The sequence below is a fragment of the Streptomyces sp. NBC_00376 genome, from assembly GCF_036077095.1.
Taxonomy (GTDB): Bacteria; Actinomycetota; Actinomycetes; order Streptomycetales; family Streptomycetaceae; genus Streptomyces.
The window spans coordinates 6,171,166-6,190,392 of sequence record NZ_CP107960.1; the positions used below are offsets into that span (position 1 = coordinate 6,171,166).

General features: G+C 72.1%; 16 protein-coding genes and 1 pseudogene. 5 read left to right on the forward strand and 12 right to left on the reverse strand.

Annotated elements, in window-relative coordinates:
* Positions 1-250: 250 nt before the first annotated feature.
* Positions 251-2,809, reverse strand: coding sequence for a SpoIIE family protein phosphatase (locus OG842_RS27870; RefSeq protein ID WP_266737047.1), 2,559 nt, complete (start codon positions 2,807-2,809; stop codon positions 251-253).
* A 193-nt stretch (positions 2,810-3,002) separates the two neighbouring features.
* Between OG842_RS27870 and OG842_RS27875 the strand changes: the two genes are divergently transcribed.
* Positions 3,003-3,875 (forward strand): metallophosphoesterase family protein, encoded by an 873-nt coding sequence (locus OG842_RS27875; protein WP_266737045.1) that lies wholly within the window; start codon positions 3,003-3,005, stop codon positions 3,873-3,875.
* 76 nt (positions 3,876-3,951) lie between these two features.
* Here OG842_RS27875 and OG842_RS27880 read toward each other — a convergent pair whose 3' ends face one another.
* From OG842_RS27880 to OG842_RS27900, 5 genes are all read right to left on the reverse strand, one after another.
* Positions 3,952-4,854 (reverse strand): glycosyltransferase family 2 protein, encoded by a 903-nt coding sequence (locus OG842_RS27880; protein WP_266737043.1) that lies wholly within the window; start codon positions 4,852-4,854, stop codon positions 3,952-3,954.
* A gap of 107 nt (positions 4,855-4,961) precedes the next feature.
* Entirely contained in the window at positions 4,962-5,363 is a 402-nt protein-coding gene (locus tag OG842_RS27885; protein ID WP_266737041.1) for a MazG-like family protein, read from the reverse strand.
* Between the two features lie 23 nt (positions 5,364-5,386).
* Positions 5,387-6,298 (reverse strand): PhzF family phenazine biosynthesis protein, encoded by a 912-nt coding sequence (locus OG842_RS27890; protein WP_266737039.1) that lies wholly within the window; start codon positions 6,296-6,298, stop codon positions 5,387-5,389.
* An 88-nt stretch (positions 6,299-6,386) separates the two neighbouring features.
* On the reverse strand, positions 6,387-6,854 hold the full coding sequence (locus OG842_RS27895) for a lamin tail domain-containing protein (RefSeq protein ID WP_266737038.1): 468 nt from the start codon (positions 6,852-6,854) through the stop codon (positions 6,387-6,389).
* Positions 6,855-7,001: 147 nt separating this feature from the next.
* Positions 7,002-7,799 carry an SDR family oxidoreductase gene (locus OG842_RS27900; RefSeq protein WP_266737037.1) on the reverse strand — a complete coding sequence of 266 codons (798 nt, stop codon included), beginning with the start codon at positions 7,797-7,799 and terminating at the stop codon, positions 7,002-7,004.
* Between the two features lie 217 nt (positions 7,800-8,016).
* Here OG842_RS27900 and OG842_RS27905 point away from each other — a divergent pair, with 217 nt between their 5' ends.
* Complete coding sequence (locus OG842_RS27905) at positions 8,017-9,645, forward strand: alkaline phosphatase D family protein (protein WP_266737035.1); 1,629 nt, start codon at positions 8,017-8,019, stop codon at positions 9,643-9,645.
* Here OG842_RS27905 and OG842_RS27910 read toward each other — a convergent pair.
* Complete coding sequence (locus OG842_RS27910; RefSeq protein WP_266737033.1) at positions 9,632-10,654, reverse strand: Gfo/Idh/MocA family protein; 1,023 nt, start codon at positions 10,652-10,654, stop codon at positions 9,632-9,634. The genes OG842_RS27905 and OG842_RS27910 overlap by 14 nt on opposite strands.
* 86 nt (positions 10,655-10,740) lie before the next feature.
* Here OG842_RS27910 and OG842_RS27915 point away from each other — a divergent pair.
* Positions 10,741-12,091, forward strand: a pseudogene (locus tag OG842_RS27915) (multidrug effflux MFS transporter).
* Between the two features lie 110 nt (positions 12,092-12,201).
* Here OG842_RS27915 and OG842_RS27920 read toward each other — a convergent pair.
* Positions 12,202-12,852 (reverse strand): hypothetical protein, encoded by a 651-nt coding sequence (locus OG842_RS27920; RefSeq protein ID WP_266737031.1) that lies wholly within the window; start codon positions 12,850-12,852, stop codon positions 12,202-12,204.
* A gap of 65 nt (positions 12,853-12,917) precedes the next feature.
* Positions 12,918-14,228 carry a hypothetical protein gene (locus OG842_RS27925; protein WP_266737029.1) on the reverse strand — a complete coding sequence of 437 codons (1,311 nt, stop codon included), beginning with the start codon at positions 14,226-14,228 and terminating at the stop codon, positions 12,918-12,920.
* Between the two features lie 153 nt (positions 14,229-14,381).
* Between OG842_RS27925 and OG842_RS27930 the strand changes: the two genes are divergently transcribed.
* Complete coding sequence (locus tag OG842_RS27930) at positions 14,382-15,386, forward strand: small ribosomal subunit Rsm22 family protein (RefSeq protein WP_266737027.1); 1,005 nt, start codon at positions 14,382-14,384, stop codon at positions 15,384-15,386.
* Between the two features lie 15 nt (positions 15,387-15,401).
* On the opposite strand, the gene ddaH is transcribed toward OG842_RS27930, so the two are convergent.
* Complete coding sequence (gene ddaH, locus OG842_RS27935; protein ID WP_266737025.1) at positions 15,402-16,217, reverse strand: dimethylargininase; 816 nt, start codon at positions 16,215-16,217, stop codon at positions 15,402-15,404.
* A 330-nt stretch (positions 16,218-16,547) separates the two neighbouring features.
* On the opposite strand from ddaH, the gene OG842_RS27940 reads away from it, so the two are divergent.
* Positions 16,548-17,294: a bifunctional DNA primase/polymerase gene (locus tag OG842_RS27940; protein WP_266737023.1), complete on the forward strand. Its 747-nt coding sequence runs from the start codon at positions 16,548-16,550 to the stop codon at positions 17,292-17,294.
* A 64-nt stretch (positions 17,295-17,358) separates the two neighbouring features.
* Here OG842_RS27940 and OG842_RS27945 read toward each other — a convergent pair whose 3' ends face one another.
* Entirely contained in the window at positions 17,359-18,297 is a 939-nt protein-coding gene (locus OG842_RS27945; protein WP_266737021.1) for a hypothetical protein, read from the reverse strand.
* On the reverse strand, positions 18,230-19,216 hold the full coding sequence (gene efeU / locus OG842_RS27950; protein WP_266737019.1) for an iron uptake transporter permease EfeU: 987 nt from the start codon (positions 19,214-19,216) through the stop codon (positions 18,230-18,232). The genes OG842_RS27945 and efeU overlap by 68 nt, the downstream gene beginning before the upstream one ends.
* Between the last annotated feature and the right edge of the window lie 11 nt (positions 19,217-19,227).

Here is a 19,227-nt window from a genome sequence, read left to right on the forward strand (position 1 = left end):
CGGTGTGCGCCGGGGTCGTACGCGCCGGCGGAAGCCGTTTGACGGGTGGGCCGGGCGTCGGATGCCGGTAACCGGGCGCAGGGGTGCGGGAGTTCAGAGAGCCGGTACGGAGACGGCGGAAGCGGGCCGACGCGGCGGGAAGCGGATCGGCCGGTTCGGATGTGCGGCCGGTTCGGGCGTGCGGCCGGTTCGGGCGTGCGGCCGGATCGGCCGGTATGGGCGTGCGGCCGGTACGGAGGTGACGGGCGGATCAGATGGTTTCGGCGTCCGGGGTGTCCACGGCGTCCACGGCGTCCGGGATCGGCTGCTCGGCCCAGATCGTCTTGCCGCGCCGGGTGTAGCGGCTGCCCCAGCGCGTGGTGAGCTGCGCGACCAGATACAGGCCGCGGCCGCCCTCGTCCGTGAGCAGGGCCCGGCGCATGCGGGGCTGCGTGGCGCTGGGGTCGGAGACCTCGCAGGTCAGCTGCCCCGCACGGATCAGCCGCACCTCGACCGGGCCACCGGCGTGCCGGATGGCGTTGGTGACCAGCTCGCTCAGCACCAGCTCGGTGGTGAAGACGAGCTCCTCCAGCCCCCACTCGCGCAGCTGCTGCGCCGCGTCCTGCCGGACCTGGGCGACGGCGGCCGGGTCGGTGGCCACGGGCCAGACGGATGTGTTGCCGGGCGGCACCGCATGGGTGCGGGCGAGCAACAGGGTCACGTCGTCGGCGAGTTGGTGTGCGGGCCGGGCGGAGATGATCTCCTGGCCGAGTTCGCGCAACGGTGCGGTGGCGGCGCCGGGGCGGGCCAGCCGGCGGCTCAGCTCGGCCATGCCCTCGTCGAGGTCGCTGTCGCGGCCCTCGATCAGCCCGTCGGTGTAGAGCGCGAGCAGGCTGCCGGGCGCCAGTTCCACCTCGGTCACCTCGAAGGGCAGACCGTTGACGCCCAGCGGCGGCCCGGGGCTGAGGGGCACGTACGAGACGGTCCCGTCCGGGTCCACGACGGCGGGCGGGGGGTGTCCGGCGGAGACCATCGCGCAGCGCCGTGACACGGGGTCGTAGACGGCGTACAGGCAGGTGGCGCCGACCGGGTCGGCCCGGAGAAGACCGCTGTGCGACCCGCTTTCGTCCGGTGGGGTGACCGGGCTGGGCCGATCGGGTCCGTCGTACCGGCCGGACGCACCCGATCCACCTGATCCAGATCCACCCGATCCGCCTGATCCGACGGCTTCGTCCAGCCCGTCCAGCCCTTCCCATTCATCCGGCTCGTCCGGTCCGTCCAGCTCGTCCAGCTCGTCCAGCCCGTCCGGCTGTCTGGGCTCGTCGCGGAGCTGGGACACCAGGTCGTCGAGGTGCACCATCAGCTCGTCCGGCTCCAGATCGAGATCGGCGAGGGTGCGGACGGCGGTACGGAGCCGCCCCATGGTGGCGGTGGCCCCAAGACCGTGGCCGATCACATCCCCGGCGACCAGGGCGACCCGGGCGGAGGACAGCGGGATCACGTCGAACCAGTCGCCGCCGACGCCTCTGGCGGTGTCGGCCGGCAGGTAGAAGCCGGAGGTGGTCACGGCGACGGTCTCGGCGTGCGCGGGCGGCAGCAGGCTGCGCTGCAGGCCGATGGCGGCCCGGTGTTCCCGGGTGTAGCGGCGGGCGTTGTCCAGGGCGAGGGCCGCGCGGGCGGCGATCTCGCACAGGAGGTCCAGGTCGGCCGGCGCGTAGACGGGCCGGCCGGGGCCGCGCCGCACGGTCACCCGGCCGAGGAAGCCGCCCCGGGCCCGCAGCGGGGCGGTCATCGACACGGGGGAGTCACCGACGGCCGGGGCACAGCGGGCATCGGCCGGGGCCACGGTGCCGGTCGCCACCTCCTCGGCCCCTTCCCCGGCCGCCGCGGTCAGCCGGAGCGGCACCGTCCCGTCCTTGCCGGGAGCCGGCTCCTCGCCCGTGAACACCGCTCGGGCGATCTCCACCACGGCGAGGTCGGCCAGGCCGGGCACCAGCACGGCGGCCAGCTCCTCGCCGGTGCCGGCGACGGACAGCGATCCGCCGACGGCGGCGGTGGCGCGGTGCAGGATCGCCAGGCGCTCGTCGGAGCGGCGCTGCTCGGTGATGTCCGTGAACAGCGCGGTGACGCCGAAGACCTGCCCGTCCGGCGCCTGGAGCCGGAACGCCGAGACGGCCATCACCACCCCGCCGCCGGGATCCTCGATGGTCCGTACGGTCTCCTCCGCCAGGATCAGCGGCCGGCCGGTCCGCAGCACCTCGCGCAGCCGCCGCTCGATCGCCGCCGCGCCCGGCGCCTCCAGGAAGTCCCCCAGCCGATGGTTGCGCAGATCCGGCAGGAGGCCGGTGTACGGCAGCAGATGGGTGTTGGTCCTGACCAGCCGCAGTTCCGCGTCGAACACGGCGAGACCCAGCCGGTCCTGCAGGAAGAGCTCCCGGGTGAACGCCTGGTCCTGCTGCCACTGGGCGACCGTCCCGGCGGGCGCCCACAGCACGAAGAACCGGGCCGCGCCCGCGGACGTCCCGGCGCCGTCGCCCGTCAGCGGGAGCACCTGGTAGGCGATGCCCAGCTCCTCGCCCCGGCCGGTACGCACCGTGGTCTCGCCGTACCAGGAGCTCGTCCGGTACTCACCGGGCGGTTCGGGCCAGCCGTCCGGATCCGCGAGCAGCTCCATGGCGGAACGGCCGCAGGCCTGGTCGGCGGGGAGCGAGAACAGCTCCTCCGCCGCGGGTGTCCAGCCGATGATCAGTCCGTCCCCGTCGAGCAGGGCCCCGGCCGCGCCGTCCGCGAACGGGAGCCCGTTGTGCCCGGGGGCGCCAGGGAGGGTCATGCCGTCCACCTCGTACTCAGCTCCCTCTCCCGGCCCTGCCCTGCCGACGGTCCCGCGCCGCGTCCACGGACGTCTCCATCATCCCTCGGCTCGTTCCGGTCGCCAGTTCCGGCAGCCCGGTTCCGGCCGCCACCGGCCGGGTCGGTCCGCGGTGGGGCACTATTCGTTCAGTCACTGCGTGGGAGGGTTCTGCATGTCCGATCGCACCGATGGAAGCCGCGGTTCTCTGCTGGCGGTGAGCGACCTGCACGTGGGTATGGCGGACAATCGCCCCCTCGCCGAGTCCCTGCGGCCCGGTTCGGACGACGACTGGCTCATCGTCGCCGGTGACGTGGCGGAGCGCATGGCGGACGTGGAGTGGGCGTTACGGCTGCTCGCGGGCCGGTTCGAGCGGGTGATCTGGACCCCGGGGAACCACGAGTTGTGGACGCCCGAGAGCGATCCGGTCCGGCTGCGGGGCCAGGAGCGGTACGAGCACCTGGTCGGGTTCTGCCGGAGCCTCGGGGTGGTCACCCCGGAGGATCCGTACCCGCTGTGGTCCGGGCCCGACGGGCCGGTGGCCGTCGCGCCGGTGTTCGTGCTGTACGACTACAGCTTCCGGGCGCCGGGCACGGCGACCAAGGAGGAGTCCCTGGCCTACGCGTACCGGACGGGGGTGGTGTGCACCGACGAGTTCCTGCTGCACCCGGACCCGTATCCGAGCCGTGACGCCTGGTGCCGGGAGCGGGTGGCGGAGACGGAGAAGCGGCTGGCGGCACACGATCCCGAGATCCCGCTGGTCCTCGCCGGCCACTGGCCGCTGGTGCGCGAACCGATGGACGTCCTGCGGTACCCCGAGTTCGCCCAGTGGTGCGGCACCCGGCTCACCGCCGACTGGCACCGGCGGTTCGGCGTGGCGGCGGTGGTCTACGGCCATCTGCACATACCCCGTACGACCTGGTACGACGGGGTGCGCTTCGAAGAGGTCTCCGTCGGATACCCGAGGGAATGGCGCAGACGCGGCCACCCCAGGGGCCTGCTGCGGCAGATCCTCCCGTACGACGACGACCGGAGCGGCGGCCCATGATGCCGAGCTGCTGAGCCGGACCATGGGCCGGGACGCGGATCCGGGCGTCGTGATCCAGCCGCCGCGGGGCGGCGGATCAGATGACCGGCGGCCGGCCCAGTTTCGTCATCCGCCACACCGTGCGCCAGCGCATCGGCTGCCTTCGCCCGCACGGGGTACGGACGCCCTCGGCGAAGCCGCCGGCCCAGGCGCGCAGACCCGTCGCCGAGCGGGTGCGGGCCACGGTGAGGAGGGTCCAGGTGCCCAGGTAGGCAGGGACCAGGGGGAGGGGCAGGTTCCGGCGGGCCAGCCAGACCCGGTTGCGGGCCGTCATCCGGTAGTAGACGGAGTGCCTGGCCGGGGAGGTCTTGGGGTGCTGGAGCAGCAGGTCGGGCTCGTAGAGGATCTTCCAGCCCGCGTCGAGCGCCCGCCAGGACAGGTCCGTCTCCTCGTGGGTGAAGAAGAACTCCGCGGGCCAGGGACCGGTCTGGGCGAGCATCTTCATGGAGAAGGCGTGGCCGCCGCCCAGGAACGCGGTGACCGGTCCGCCCCGCATCGGGTCGGTGGCGCGCAGCCGGGGCACGTGGCGGCGCTGGGTCTCGCCGTGCTCGTCGGCGATCCGGAAGCCGACGATGCCGAGCCGCGGGTCGGCGGCGAACAGCTCCCGGACCTTGCGGAACACCCCGTTGTCGACCAGGAGCCCGTCGTCGTCGAGTTCGATGACGACATCCACGTCGCCGAACTCCGCCAGCCTCTGCAGGGCGACGTTGCGGCCCCCGGGGCAGCCCAGGTTCTCGGGCAGCTCGATCGTCGTCACCCCGCCGGACAGATCGGACAGGCCGGGAAAGGCGCTGAAGTCGGGGAGGGGCGATCCGTTGCCCACCACGACGAGCCGGTGCGGACGGACGTCCTGCCCGGCCACCGAGGCCAGCAGGGCCTCGACCTCCTGCGGGCGATCGCCCATGGTGATGACGGATACGGCGATGCGTGGTTCGGGCACGGTCGGCACTCCTGGTCTCGCTCCGGTGCCCGCGATCGTAGCCCCAAGAGCTGGTCGCCCGTTGTTCAGCCACCTGTTGCCGCCCCGCCATGCCCCGTGACCCTTGGTCAGGATGCGGTGCCGGGGCTCTGCGGGGACGGGGCGAGCGGGGAGCGCGGGCGTGCCGCGACGCGTCGCACATGCCGGTCGAAGACGGCTGCCGCGTCGGGGGTGAGGGTGCGCAGGGCCACCATCGCCGTCACGATGACGTCGCAGAGCTCGGCCTCCACGTCCTGCCATGAATGGCTGGCGCCCTTGCGCGGGTTCTGGCCGGCCGCCCCGATGACGGCCTGGGCGACCTCGCCCACCTCCTCCGACAGCTTCAGCATCCTCAGCAGCAGATCCTGCTCGGGCGGGATGCCGGTCTCCGCGTCGAGCCAGCCGTGCAGCTCGTCGATCGTCCGCCAGGTGTCGTGGTCCCGGTCCTCGCGGTCGTGGTCCTCGTGGGCATGGGTGCTCTGCTGGTCCATGGTGCCCAGCCTGCCAGGACCGGTCAGCCCCCGATGCGGGTTCCGGTTCCGCTCACCCGCACCCGGGCGTCGTCCGCCCGCAGTTCGACCGTGAGTGTGCCGGGGCGGCCCATGTCCTCGCCCTGGTGGAGAGTGAGGACCGCCGCTTCGGGAACGAGGCCCCGGTCACGGAGATAGGCGCCGAAGGCGGCCGCCGCAGCGCCCGTGGCGGGGTCCTCGACGACGCCGCCGACCGGGAACGGGTCGCGGACGTGGAAGACGTCCGGCGCGGCCCGCCACACCAGTTGCAGGGTCGTCAGGTCCAGCCGGTGCATCAGCGCTTCGAGGCGCGCGAAGTCGTACGAGAGGTCGGCGAGACGTTCACGGGTCGCGGCGGCCAGCACCAGGTGACGGGCGCCCGCGAAGGCGATCCGGGGCGGCAGGGACGGGTCGAGATCGGCGGCCGGCCAGTCCAGCGCGGCGAGCGCCTCGGCCAGGTCGTCGGGGGCGATGTCCATGACGTCCGGTTCGACGCTGGTGAGCGTGGCACGGAGCTCGGCGCCCTCCCGGGTGACGGTGACCGGGACCGTGCCCGCGCGCGTGTCGAACACCAGGTCGCCGGGGCCGTCGCGCTCGGCCAGGGCGAGGGCCGTCGCGACGGTGGCGTGGCCGCAGAACGGGACCTCGGCCTTCGGGCTGAAGTAGCGGATGGCGTACTCCCGGGCGCCCGGCGCCCCAGTGCCGACGGGTTCGCCCTCGCTCGGTTCGTTGTCGGCCGGCTCTCCCCGCCCGGTCAGGAACGCCGACTCGCTGTACCCCAGCTCCGCAGCGACGGCCAGCATGGCGGCGTCGTCGAGTCCGGACGCGTCGAGGACCACCCCGGCGGGATTGCCGCCCTCGGGGTCGGCGGAGAACGCGGTGTAGCGCAGGACCTGGGTATCCGGATGACGGCTCATGCCGCAGGTCAACCGTGTCGCGGCCCGGGGCATTCCCACCGGTCGGCCGGAGCGGGGGCGGGAGCGCCCCGGGCCGCGGTCGCCCGGCTCAGTGGCAGTTCTTGGTGCCCTTGTCGGACTTCGTCCAGGAGCAGGAGTCCTGGAGCCTGCCGTTCGGCTTGATCAGCCGGGCCTTGTCACCGGTGTTGTTCCACACGTACGAACCGCGGTTCCAGTACACGTTGCCCGACGCGTTCTTGCCCCGGCCGGTGTGGACCTTGACGGTCTTGCCCGCGCCGATGGTGTAGCTGCCGAAGGTGTACGTGTAGCCGGTGTTGTCCTTGAGCTTGTAGCCCTTGAGCTGGAGCTTCGACTTGCCGTTGTTGTGGATGTCCACCCACTCGGCGTTGAGGGACGAGTTGCTGCGGGTGTCCTTGCCGGGGCTGTCGTACTGGATCTTGCCGAGGTGCAGCCCGCCCTGGTGCGAGGCGGCCGAGGCGGGGGCGGAGACGAGCAGCGAGCCGGCCAGGGCGGTGGCGGCCGCCAGGGCGAGGGGTGCCGCGGTGCGTATGCGCATGCTGTGTTCCTTGCGTGGAGTTCCGGTGAAGGAGTGTCAGCATAAGGGCGGCGCGCGGCACCCCGGAGCGCGGGCGCTCACTACGCCCGGATTCCGGTCATTCGGGCAGCAACTGCCCTTGGTGGGCCGCTCGTCGGGGCCGTCCCGTCAGCCGCGCCCCACGTACGGCATCGCCGTCGCCAGTACCGTCGCGAACTGCATGTTCGCCTCCAGAGGCAGCTCCGCCATGTGGAGCACCGTCCGGGCCACGTCCGCCGCCGCCATCACCGGCTCGACCGCGAGTTCGCCGTTGGCCTGGAGGATGCCGGTCCGCATCTGCTCGGTCATGTCCGTGGCCGCGTTGCCGATGTCGATCTGCCCGCAGGCGATCCGGTACGGACGCCCGTCCAGCGACAGCGACTTCGTCAGCCCCGTCATGGCGTGCTTGGTCGTGGTGTAGGCGACCGAGTGCGGGCGCGGCGCGTGGGCGGAGATCGAGCCGTTGTTGATGATCCGGCCGCCCTGCGGGTCCTGTTCCTTCATCAGCCGGTACGCCGCCTGCGCGCACAGGAACGCGCCCGTGACGTTCACGTCCACCACCGCTCGCCAGTCCGCCACCGAGAGGTCCTCCACGGGGACGGAACGCGGGCCGAACGTACCCGCGTTGTTGAAGAGCAGGTCGAGGCGGCCGAAGCACTCCCGTACCGAGGAGAAGAGCGCGGTCACGTCCTCGGGGCGGGACACGTCGGCGGGGACGGTGATCACCCGGGCGTGCTCCCCGGCCAGCGCGGCCGTCTCGGCGAGCGGTCCGGGCCGCCGGCCCGCGAGCGCCACCGACCAGCCGGCGCCGGTCAGGGCGAGCGCCACCGCGCGGCCGATGCCGGAGCCCGCGCCCGTCACGACCGCCGTCTTCGGACCGGACTCCGGGCCGGACTGCGGATCGAAATTCAACAGTTTGTTGCTCATGACGCCGCAGCGTACGCCCTGCCGCCCCGGGGGTGCGCGAGGCCGCATGGGGCCGCACGGGGCCGAGGAGGCGCACGGGATGCGCGCTTTGTCCCCGGGGACCCATTGCTGCCGCACTCCTCATCCCCCCGACGCCCGGACGACGCGAACACGACAGCCGCCCGATGCGCTGGGCCGGTGAACTGCCGCAGTACATCACCAGCCAGGGGAGGGACAGATGACACACTCATCGCACCAGCAGGAGATGCGCGACGCGGCCAGGCAGGTCGGGCGCCGCCGTTTCCTCACCGTCACCGGCGCGGCCGCCGCGCTCGCCTTCTCGGTCAACCTGCCCGCCGCGGGCACCGCGAGCGCCGCCGAGCTGGACGCGAAGAAGATCGGCGACGACCCGTTCACCCTCGGCGTCGCCTCCGGCGACCCGCTTCCCGACTCGGTCCTGCTGTGGACGAGACTCGCGCCGCGCCCCTACGAGCCCGGCAGCGGACTGCCCCGGGCCCGGGTGCAGGTGCGCTGGGAACTCGCCCGCGACGAGCGGTTCTCCCGCGTCGTGCGGCGCGGATCGGCCACCGCCCACCCGGAGTTCGACCACAGCGTCCACGTCGAGGTCAAGGGCCTCGAAGCCGACCGCGTCTTCTACTACCGCTTCCGCACCGGAACGTGGACCAGCCCCGTCGGCCGGACCCGCACCGCGCCCGCCCGCGGCGCCCGCAACAGCTCGCTGAGCCTGGCCGCCGTCTCCTGCCAGGCGTACCACGACGGCTACTTCACCGCGTACAAGCACCTCGCCCAGGAGGACGTCGACGTCGTCTTCCACCTCGGCGACTACCTCTACGAGTACGCCGTCAACGCGACCGGCGGCGCCCGCAACCACACCGACCGCAGGCTCCCCGCCCACTACAACCGGGAGACGGTCACGCTGGAGGACTACCGGCTGCGGTACGGCCTCTACAAGTCCGACCCCGATCTGCGCGCCGCCCACGCCGCACACCCCTTCGTCGTCACCTGGGACGACCACGAGACCGAGAACAACTACGCGGGCGAGACCCCCGAGAACGACGTCCCGCCGGAGGAGTTCCTGCTGCGCCGGGCCGCCGCGTACCGCGCCTACTGGGAGAACCAGCCGCTGCGCGCCCCGCAGCGCCCCACCGGCCCCGACATGAGGCTCTACCGGCGCCTGCAGTTCGGCCGGCTCGCCCAGTTCGACATCCTCGACACCCGCCAGTACCGCAGCGACCAGGCGTACGGCGACGGCTGGCAGACGCCCGGACCGGAGTCCGAGGACCCGTCGCGCACCATGACCGGCGCCACCCAGGAACGCTGGCTGATCGACGGCTGGCACGCCTCGCGGGCCACCTGGAACGTCGTACCGCAGCAGGTCACCTTCGCCCAGCGGCGCGACGTCCCCACCGGCGCGTTCAAGTTGTCCATGGACGCGTGGGACGGCTACCCCGCCTCCAGGGCCCGCATCCTGAAGGGCGCCGAGGCCGCCGGGGTCGACAACCTGATGGTGCTGACCGGCGATGTGCACGTCGGCTACGGCTTCGACCTGAAGAAGGACTTCGACGACCCCGCCTCCCGCACCCTCGGCACGGAGATCGTCGCCACCTCCATCACCAGCGGCAAGGACGGCTCGGACAAGCCCGGCAGCTGGAACAACCAGATGCAGGCCAACCCGCACATGAAGTTCTTCAACGGCCGCCGCGGGTACGCCGTCGTCACACTGGGCCGGGAGCAGGCACGCGCCGACTACCGCACGGTGTCCGCCGTCACCACCCCCGGCGCGCCCCTCGCGACGGCCGCCTCGTTCGTCACCGAGGTTGGCAACCAGGGCCTCACCCCTGCGTGATGCCGTCCGCCGCGTAGCGGACGCCGATGCGGTCACGTACCGCGTCGAGCGTCCGCATCACGGCCAGTGACCCGTCCAGCGGCACCAGCGGCGACTCCGTCTCGCCCGCCCGCAGCGCCCGCACCACCTCGGCCTGCTCGAACTGCATCCCGCGCAGCTCTGCGGCACCGGCACCGGCTCCGGTTCCGGCGGTGAACTCCTCGGGCTCGTGTCCCGGCCGGTGCAGTACGAACCGCTCCGGGTAGAAGAAGCCGCGCGGGAACTCGATCCGGCCCTTCGTGCCCGTGACCGCCGCGGTCTGCGGGGTGTCCGCGACGAGCGAGCAGTTCAGCAGCGCCGAGGCGCCCGCCTCCGACCAGCCCAGCAGCATCGCGGTGTGCAGATCGACGCCCTCGGGGGAGAGCACCGCGTCGGCCTGCACCCGGTCCGGCTCGCCCAGCAGCAGCTGCGCGAACGACACCGGATAGACCCCGAGGTCCAGCAGCGCGCCGCCGCCCAGCGCCCGGTCGCGCAGCCGGTGCTCGGGCCCGAACGGGCCCGCGAGCCCGAAGTCGGCCTGCACGGTGCGGATCTCACCGATGGCGCCGTCCCGCACCAGCTCCGTCATGCGCCGGATGACCGGGTTGCAGTACGTCCACATGGCCTCCATCAGGAAGAGCCCCCGGTCCCGGGCGAGCTTCACCAGCTCGTCCGCCTCCCGGGCGTTGAGCGTGAACGCCTTCTCGCACAGCACGTGCTTCCCGGCCTCCAGACAGAGCGCCGCCGCCTCCCGGTGTGCCGAGTGCGGCGTGGCGACGTACACCACATCGACCTCGTCGTCGGCGGCGAGCGCGGCCCAGCTGCCGTACGCCCGGGGTATCCCGAACCGCTCGGCGAACGCCTGCGCCGAGGCGTCCGTCCGAGATGCGACGGCCACCACTTCCGTGTCCGGCATCGACCGGAGATCCTCGGCGAACGTCGTGGCGATACCGCCGGTCGCCAGCACACCCCACCGCACAGTGCCGCTCATGCCTGTCATGCCTGCTCCCCAAGAGGTCTCGACCAGTCCGGCTGAGCTGAGAGCATAGATGCGGATTCAACGACATGGAGATGGAAATGCCGGAGAGCGGCGCAAGCCGGGCCCAGCAGGAACGCACACACATATCGACCGCCGGAACCGGGGCCACAGAGCCCGGAGCCACCGGCACGACCCCCGGAAAGCCGGCCGCTGCCGAAGCGGCCAGGCGCACCGGACTTCTCGTCACCCTCGTCCTCGGCGGCCTCACCGCGGTTCCGCCGCTCTCCATGGACATGTACCTCCCCGCCCTGCCCGCGGTCACCGACTCCCTGCACGCGCCCGCCGCCACCGTCCAGCTCACCCTCACCGCCTGCCTGACCGGCCTGGCGCTCGGACAGGTCGTCGTCGGCCCGCTGAGCGACCGGTGGGGGAGGCGCAGGCCGCTGCTCATCGGCATGATGATCTACGTCGTCGCCACCGCGCTCTGCGTCTTCGCGCCCACCACCGGGCTCCTCATCGGCTTCCGCCTGCTCCAGGGCCTGGCCGGTGCGGCGGGCATCGTCATCGCCCGTGCCGTGGTGCGCGACATGTACGACGGCGTGGAGATGGCCAGGTTCTTCTCCACGCTGATGCTCATCTCCGGCGTCGCGCCGATCGTCGCCCCGCTGATCGGCGGCCAGGTGCTGCGGTTCACCGACTGGCGCGGAATCTTCGCCGTCCTCACCGTCGTCGGCCTGGTGCTCACCCTCGTCGTCTGGAAGTGGCTGGGCGAGACCCTGCCGCCGCAGGACCGGCACACCGGCGGCCTCGGCGACGCACTGCGCACCATGCGCGGACTGCTCGCCGACCGGGTCTTCACCGGCTACATGATCGCGGGCAGCCTCGCCTTCGCCGCCCTCTTCTCGTACGTGAGCGCATCGCCGTTCGTCATGCAGGAGATCTACGGCGCCTCGCCGTAGACGTTCAGCCTGCTCTTCGGCATCAACTCGGTCGGCCTGATCATCGTGGGCCAGATCAACGGCAAGATCCTGGTCGGCCGGGTCAGCCTGGACAAGGCGCTCACCTTCGGGCTCTCGGTCATCACGCTCGCCGCGGCCGCACTGCTGCTGATGACGACCGGGGTCTTCGGAGAGGTGGGCCTGTTCCCGGTCGCCGCCGGGCTGTTCGTGCTGATGTCGGCGATGGGGATGGCGATGCCGAACACGAACGCGCAGGCGCTGATGCGTACGAAGCACGCGGCCGGCTCCGCCTCCGCGCTGCTCGGCACCTCGTCCTTCCTGATCGGCGCCATCGCCTCGCCGCTCGTCGGGATCGCGGGCGAGGACACGGCCGTACCGATGGCCGTCGTGCAGTTGGTGTGCGCGGTGGGCGCGATGGCCTGCTTCCTGGGTCTGTGCCGGCCCTGGCGGCGGGCGGCGTGACGCGGGCGGCGTGACGCGGGCGGCGTGACGCGGGCGGCGTGACGCGGACGCCGTGACGCGGACGCCGTGACGCGGACGCCGTGACGCGGACGCTGTGATGCGTACGCCGTGACGCGGGCGGCGGGGCCGTGGCGTGGTTCAGCCCCAGGTCTCGCCGCTGATCATGTCCGGCCCGAAGCAGCGCGAGGCGACGGAGGCGAGTGCCGGTACCGGGCCCTCCTCCATCGAGTGCTTGAAGGTGTGGACCACACAGGTCCGCACCGGATGCGTGGGCCCACCGGGATTCCCGCAGTGATCGGCGGACAGCGGCCGGTGCTGCGGACGTGCCAGGGCGAAGCAGACCAGCATCGTGCGGTGGTCCTCGAACCAGAGGTGGTCCCTGACCGCCCGGTTGCCGAAGTCCATGCGGTCGAAGACGACGGCGATGTCCTCGGCGCCGTACGGGGCGGCCCGCAGCGCCGGCATCACATCGAGGATCGCGTCCCCGGACGCGAGCAGCCTGGCCTCCTCGTGCGAAGGGCCCCAGGGCGGCGGGTCGTCGTCCGGCACCGCCGCCGGGTACTCCTCGGTCCGCAGCAATGTGCCGACGGGCGGCCGGTCCCAGCGGGCCTGCCCGCTGACGCTGCCCCAGTTGAGACCGGCGTTGACGCAGAGCTTCCCCGCGAGGAGCGCCCACGGCGTCCGGACCACACGCTCACGCGCCAGCTCGACCGCGAGACCGCCGAACGCCTCCGGCCGCAGGAGAACGGGTTTCGGGGGCGCGATGAAGGCGTCGGTCCAGATTCCCATGTCCCACTTGTAACAGCGGGGTTCGAGCCGGGGCGAACGAGTTTCCGCCCCGGCACCCCACGCCGTTACGAAGACCTCGGGTATCCGATCAGGTGCGGGCGGTCCTTCTCGTCCGTCCAGCGGAACAGCCCGACGCCGTCCGCGGTCTCCATGCCCGGGACGCGCACGTTCGAGGGCAGGGCGCCCGTCGAACCGCTGCGGACGGCGACCGCGACCGGGGCGCCGCCGCCGGCCAGGACGTCGGCCGCGTTGCGCGCGCTCGCCGCGCCGTACGCGGTGCCCTCGTCGTTCACCGAGGCCAGGGTCAGCGGCTTCGTGCCGTCCGCGCCCTCGAAGCAGAACCCCCGCTTCGTGGCCAGGTCGAACGCGAGCGGCCCGGCCACCAGGTAGGAACCCGAGGGCGCGGCGACCAGCTGCGGGTACTGGCCCGGCTTTATCGCGGGCTTGCTGCACTCCACCGAGGCCAGCGGCTTGCCCGTCTCCACGTCGTGCACCACCCACATGTCGTGGGTGGCGGCGCGCTTCGCCTTCTTGTCCAGCTGCCACTTCGCCAGGATCAGGCCCGGGACCACCGACGTCGGGATCCCGCTGTACTTGTCCGTGCCCTTGGGGGCGACGTTGCGGCTGAACCAGCCGCCCTGCACCCAGAATTCCTTCGACCCGCTGACCAGCAGGCCCTTCTGCGTCAGCCCGCGCACCTCGGTGAGCTGCTTGCAGGTCTTGCAGTCCTTCGGGTACTTGAGCGCGGGTGCCGCGACCTTGGACACCCGGCCGGTCACCGGGTCGACCACCGCGCTGTTCGTCCGGCCGTCGCTGATGAGGATGCCGGGGCCGGTGGTGGAGACCGTCGGGACCGAGTTCCACGGCACCTCGACGCGCCGCCGGGAGCCGTCCTCCACGTCGTAGACATCCAGCGAGACGATCGTGTCGGCCGGGGTCAGCGCGTTCTCGCCGACCTTCCCGTACGCCCAGGTCACGAAGTACTCGTGGTCGTCGACGGTCACCGCCAGGAGCTTCGGGAACTGGTGCGGCGACGGGGGCCGCCAGCTCTCGCCGTGCCAGCCGGTCTCCCCCGTCTTGGAGTCGATGGTCCTCAGCTGGTACTTGGTCTCCGACTCCCGTACCAGGTAGGCGAGGCGGCCCGTGGTCCGGGAGATCGCGTAGTCGGGCGAGGTCCCGATGAGCTCCCAGCCGCGCTCGGGCGCGTACGCGGAGGGGACGGTGAGCTGTGTCACCTCGGCCGGACTCTTCTTCTTGGCCTGCTTCTCCGGCTCGTCCGTGTCCTTCTCACCGCTGCCGCAGGTGGCGAGCAGAAGAAGCATGGCCAGCACGAGCACTCCGCCGACCAGAACCAGGCGCACGATCTTCTGTCTCATGGTTCCCCTCGATGGGCAATCCCGACCTCGCGGCGGTCAGCGTAGCAACTTGCGTGGGCATCGCGGCAGTTCGGATTCCGTGCAGTTCGGCGCGGATACCGGCGCGTATACCGGGGCGGAGACTGGTCCGTCGGCTTTGCCTACAATTCGTCGGTGAACGCCACCCTCCCCTCCGCGGAAGTCCTGCGCGCGACGCTCGCCGGACTGCTCGACGGACTGCCGCCCAAGCAGGCCGCCCAGGCCGTCGAACGGCTCATCGCCAACTACCGCGGGACCACCCCGACCGACGCGCCGGTGCTCCGTGACCGCTCCGACGTCGCCGCGTACGCCGCGTACCGGATGCCCGCCACCTTCGAAGCGGTACGGTCCGCCCTCGACGCGCTCCGGGAGGCCGCCCCGGACTGGGCGCCCGTCACGCACACCGACGTCGGCGGCGGCACCGGAGCGGCGAGCTGGGCCGTGGCCGGGGCCTGGGAGGGGGAGGAGCCGCGCACCACCGTGCTGGACTGGGCCGAGCCCGCACTCGCCCTCGGCCGTGAACTGGCGGAGCTCTCCGGGATCCCCGCCCTGCGCGCCGCCGAGTGGCGCCGGGCCCGGATCGGCGCGGGCCTCGAACTCGCCCCCACGGACCTGATCACCGTCTCCTACGTACTCAACGAGCTGACCGCGGACGTCCGCGCCGCCCTCGTCGACACCGCCGCCGCGGCGGCGCAGGCGGTCGTGGTCGTCGAACCGGGCACCCCCGACGGCTACGCCCGGATCATCGAGGCCCGCGACCGGCTGATCGCCGCCGGGCTGACGGTCGCCGCGCCCTGCCCGCACAGCGCGGCCTGCCCGATCGAGCCGGGCACGGACTGGTGCCACTTCTCGGCCCGGGTCAGCCGCTCCTCGCTGCACCGCCAGGTCAAGGGCGGCTCGCTGCCCTACGAGGACGAGAAGTTCAGCTACGTGGTGGCGACCCGCTTCGGGACACAGCCCGTGGCGGCGCGGGTCACCCGCAAGCCGCAGATCCGCAAGGGGCAGGTGCTGCTGGACCTGTGCACCCGTGACGAGGCCCTGCGGCGTGCCACGGTCACCAAGCGGCACGGCGAGCTGTACCGGGCCGCCCGGGACGTCGCGTGGGGCGACGAGTGGCCGCCCCCCGGGGAGGACGGCTGACGGCCGCCCGCGCGGCTACCCCCGCAGCTCCTGCGTGCAGCACTTCACGCTGCCGCCGCCCTTGAGCAGCTCGCCCAGGTCCATCGGCACCGGTTCGAAGCCCCGCGCCCGCAGCGGATCGAAGAGCCCCGTCGCGGCCTGCGGCAGCAGCACATGGAACCCGTCGCTCACCGCGTTCAGCCCGAGCGCCGCCGCGTCCGCCTCCTCGGCGATCAGCGCGTCCGGGAAGAGCCGGGCCAGCACCGACCGGCTGCCCGGCGAGAACGCCCCCGGGTAGTACATGATCTCGTCGCCCGCGTCGTCGAGCACGGACAGCGCCGTGTCCAGGTGGTAGTAGCGCGGGTCGACCAGATCGAGCCCGATCACCGGGCGCCCGAAGAACTCCTGCGCCTCGCCGTGCGAGAGCGGACTGGACCGGAAGCCCCGCCCGGCCAGCACGTACGACGCGGTGACCGCGAAGTCGCCCTCGCCCTCGTTGACGTGGTCCGGCTCATGGATCTCGGTGAAGCCGTTGGCCCGGAACCACTCGCGGTGGGCCCCGGCCTCCTCGTACCGCTCCCGGTACGCGAAGCGGGCGCCCAGCACCCGGCCGTCGATGACGGCGGCGCCGTTGGCGGCGAACACCATGTCGGGCAGCTCGGGGCGGGGGGCGATCAGCTCCACGGTGTGCCCGAGGGCGCGGTACCGGTCGCGCAGGTCCTCCCACTGGGTCTGGGCCAGGGGGAGATCCACGGGCTTGCTGGGGTCCATCCAGGGGTTGATGGAGTACGTCACCCTGAAATGCGTGGGCGCGCACATCAGGTAGCGGCGGGGTGTGGCTTCACGAGGCAACGGAGGCTCCTCACGAAAAGGCAGGGGTTGCCTGCCGGGGGGGCATCGCACGGGTGTGTGCGTGAGCCCATGGTCCGCTCTCCCGGGCCCCGCGCACAGTGATCCGATCGGGTGGTTCGGTGCCGCCGCCGGCCATGCGGTGCGCGGGCCGGTGCACCGACGCCCGATGTGCGGGCCGGTGCCCCGAGACGCACCCGTCATTTCCTGACAAGAAGTGGCATAGTGCCCAGCTCACGGCGTTGTCGCGCGTACCCCGCTTCGGGAGTCCGGCCACCCGGGGCGCAGGATGGTGGGACCATGGGCAGGGGCAACGCAGAGGTAAGGGGATAGATGGGCGCCGATTTCGGCCGTTATCGCGGCTCAGAGAGCAAATTTTCCCAATGGCTGCGACGCCGACCCAAACCGCAGCAGAGCGCGGTCGACGACACCGCCCGGGAGGCGCTGCTCCTGGCCGTCGCCGAGGCCGGAATGCCGATCGCGCCCGCCGCCCATCCGGTCGGATACCGATGTTCGTGCGAACGCATCGGCTGTCCCACCCCCGCCCGGCACCCGATCTCCTTCGCCTGGCAGACGCAGTCCACCACCGACCGGGCCCAGATCGAGCGCTGGGCCCGCAGTCAGCCGCAGGCCAACTTCATCACCGCGACCGGCATGATCCACGACGTGCTCGACGTGCCGCTGTCCGCGGGCACCCAGGCACTGGAACGCCTTCTCGCCGCCGGCATCGACGTCGGCCCCGTCGCCCGCTCCGGCGACGACCGGATGCTCTTCTTCACCGCCACCCGGGGTACGCCCGAGGACGAGGACGAATGGTGGCCGTGCGAGCTCGACTGCCATCCCGAGACCATGGACGAACATCCGGGGCTGCGGTGGCACTGCCGGGGCAGCTACGTGCTCCTGCCGCCGGCCCTGCTCCCCGGCGAACTGGACGTGCGGTGGGTGCGCGGGCCGGAGAACCCGTTGCCCGATCCGCTGACCCTGCTGGAGACGCTCACCGACGCGTGCGCGCAGTACGCGGACGCGGCGGACCAGAGCGATCTCGACCATGACTCGGTGGCCTGGCCGATGAGCCGTTAGGCATTGTCCGCAGGACACCGTCCCGCGGAAGAACCGGGGCCGCCCGCGGGCGGCCCCGGTTCCGTCACGAGCCCTTCGCCGCCGTCAGGCCCGGCAGCCTGTTCAGCAGGACGACCTTGCCGCCGTCCTTCGTCGAGCCCTTCTTCGGGACGTACACCAGCTGGCTGGAGACCCGCTCCTTGGTGAGGGTGGACTTCACCTCACCGGTCAGCAGCGCCTCCACGTCGGCGTTGAGCGGCGGGCGCAGCCCCTTCGCCGCGGTCTGCCGCTCGAAGTGCTTGCTGCTGAAGAAGACCAGCGCCCCGCCGTCGTCCGTCTCCAGGGCGAGCGGACCGTACGTACCGCTGTCCAGCGGCTGGTCGATGTACTGGTACGAGAAGCCCGCCCGCCGGGTGGTCCGGCGCGCCTCCCGCCAGCCCGAGGTGGCGGAGCCGGGGGCGAAGACGTCCGGGGCGCCCTTCTGCAGGTACTGGGTGTACTGGGTGCTCAGGTCCTTCGGCGCCACGGCCAGACCGCTGCTGTCCGCGGCCACCGGCCTGGCCCGGCCGTCGTCGTCCTTCGCGAGGGCGGGCAGCCGGGAAGGGGCGACGACCGACAGGTAGGACGCCTTCCACCCGGCGCCGGGCCCGGACTTGACGAAGACGACCAGCCAGCGGGTGTCCAGCTTCCCGCCGTCCTGGTCGCGGTTGGAGTCGGTGTCCGCGAGGAACCACCGAGGCCAGCCGGCCTTCTTCGGGATGAGGTAGTCGGCGTCGGTCAGCTCCAGCGGCGAATGGTTCGGGTTGCCGTCCGGATGGTTCTTCTGCCGCGCCTTCAGCCCGGCCTGGTTGATCGCACCGAGCGGACCGGTGACCCGGTCCGCGTCCAGGGCCGGGTCGTAGGCCTTGTCCGCCGCGTTGTACGCGGAGGTGAAGGCATTCAGGGCCTGAGCGGCCTCAGACCTGGTTGCCGCCGGTACCACTGCCAGCTCGCCGTGCACCGTCACGCAACCGCTCGCCGTCATGGACAGCACCGTCGCCGTCGCGAGCCCCGTCGCCAGCCGAATCGGCCTCAGGCTTCTCATCCGTTGCTTTCCGCGCCTTCTGATCCGTCGCCCCTCCCGAGAGGGCCCCTCCTGACCGTCCGAACCCTACCGGGGCGAGGAACAGCGCGAGGGTGGGGATCAAATACAGCGCCCACACCGTGACCTGGAGAACGGTCGGGTCGGGCTGGAAGTTGAACGTGCCCTTCAGCAGCGTGCCGTACCAGCTGTCCGGCGGGATCGTGGTGCTGATGTCGAACGCCCGGTTGTGGAGCCCGCCGATGAACTCCGCTTCCTGGAGGTCGTGGACGCCGTACGCGAGCACGCCCGCGGCGACGACCACCAGCATGCCGCCGGTCCAGGTGAAGAACTTCGACAGGTTGATCTTCAGCGCACCGCGGTAGAACAGCCAGCCCAGCACGACGGCGGACGCGATCCCGAGGAGCGCGCCGATCATCGGGTGCCAGCCGTCGTCCGCCGCGTGCACCGCACGCCACACGAACAGCGAGGTCTCCAGACCCTCCCGGCCCACCGCGAGGAGCGCCGTGGCGACCAGTGCGCCGGTGCCCATCGCCAGCGCCGCGTCGAGCTTGCCGTGCAACTCCGTCTTCAGGTGCCGCGCGGTGCGCCGCATCCAGAAGACCATCCAGGTGACCAGGCCGACGGAGACGATCGACAGCGAACCGCCCAGCGCCTCCTGGGCCTTGAACGTCATCTCCTGCGAACCGAATTCGAGCCCGGCGCCGAACGCCAGGCTGACGACGATCGCGATCCCGACGCCGGTCCAGATCGGCACCAGCTTGTCCTTGTTGCCGGTCTTCACCAGATAGGCGATGAGGATGCAGACGACCAGGCTGGCCTCAAGGCCCTCACGCAGGCCGATCAGGAAGTTGCTGAACACGTCTCGGTTCT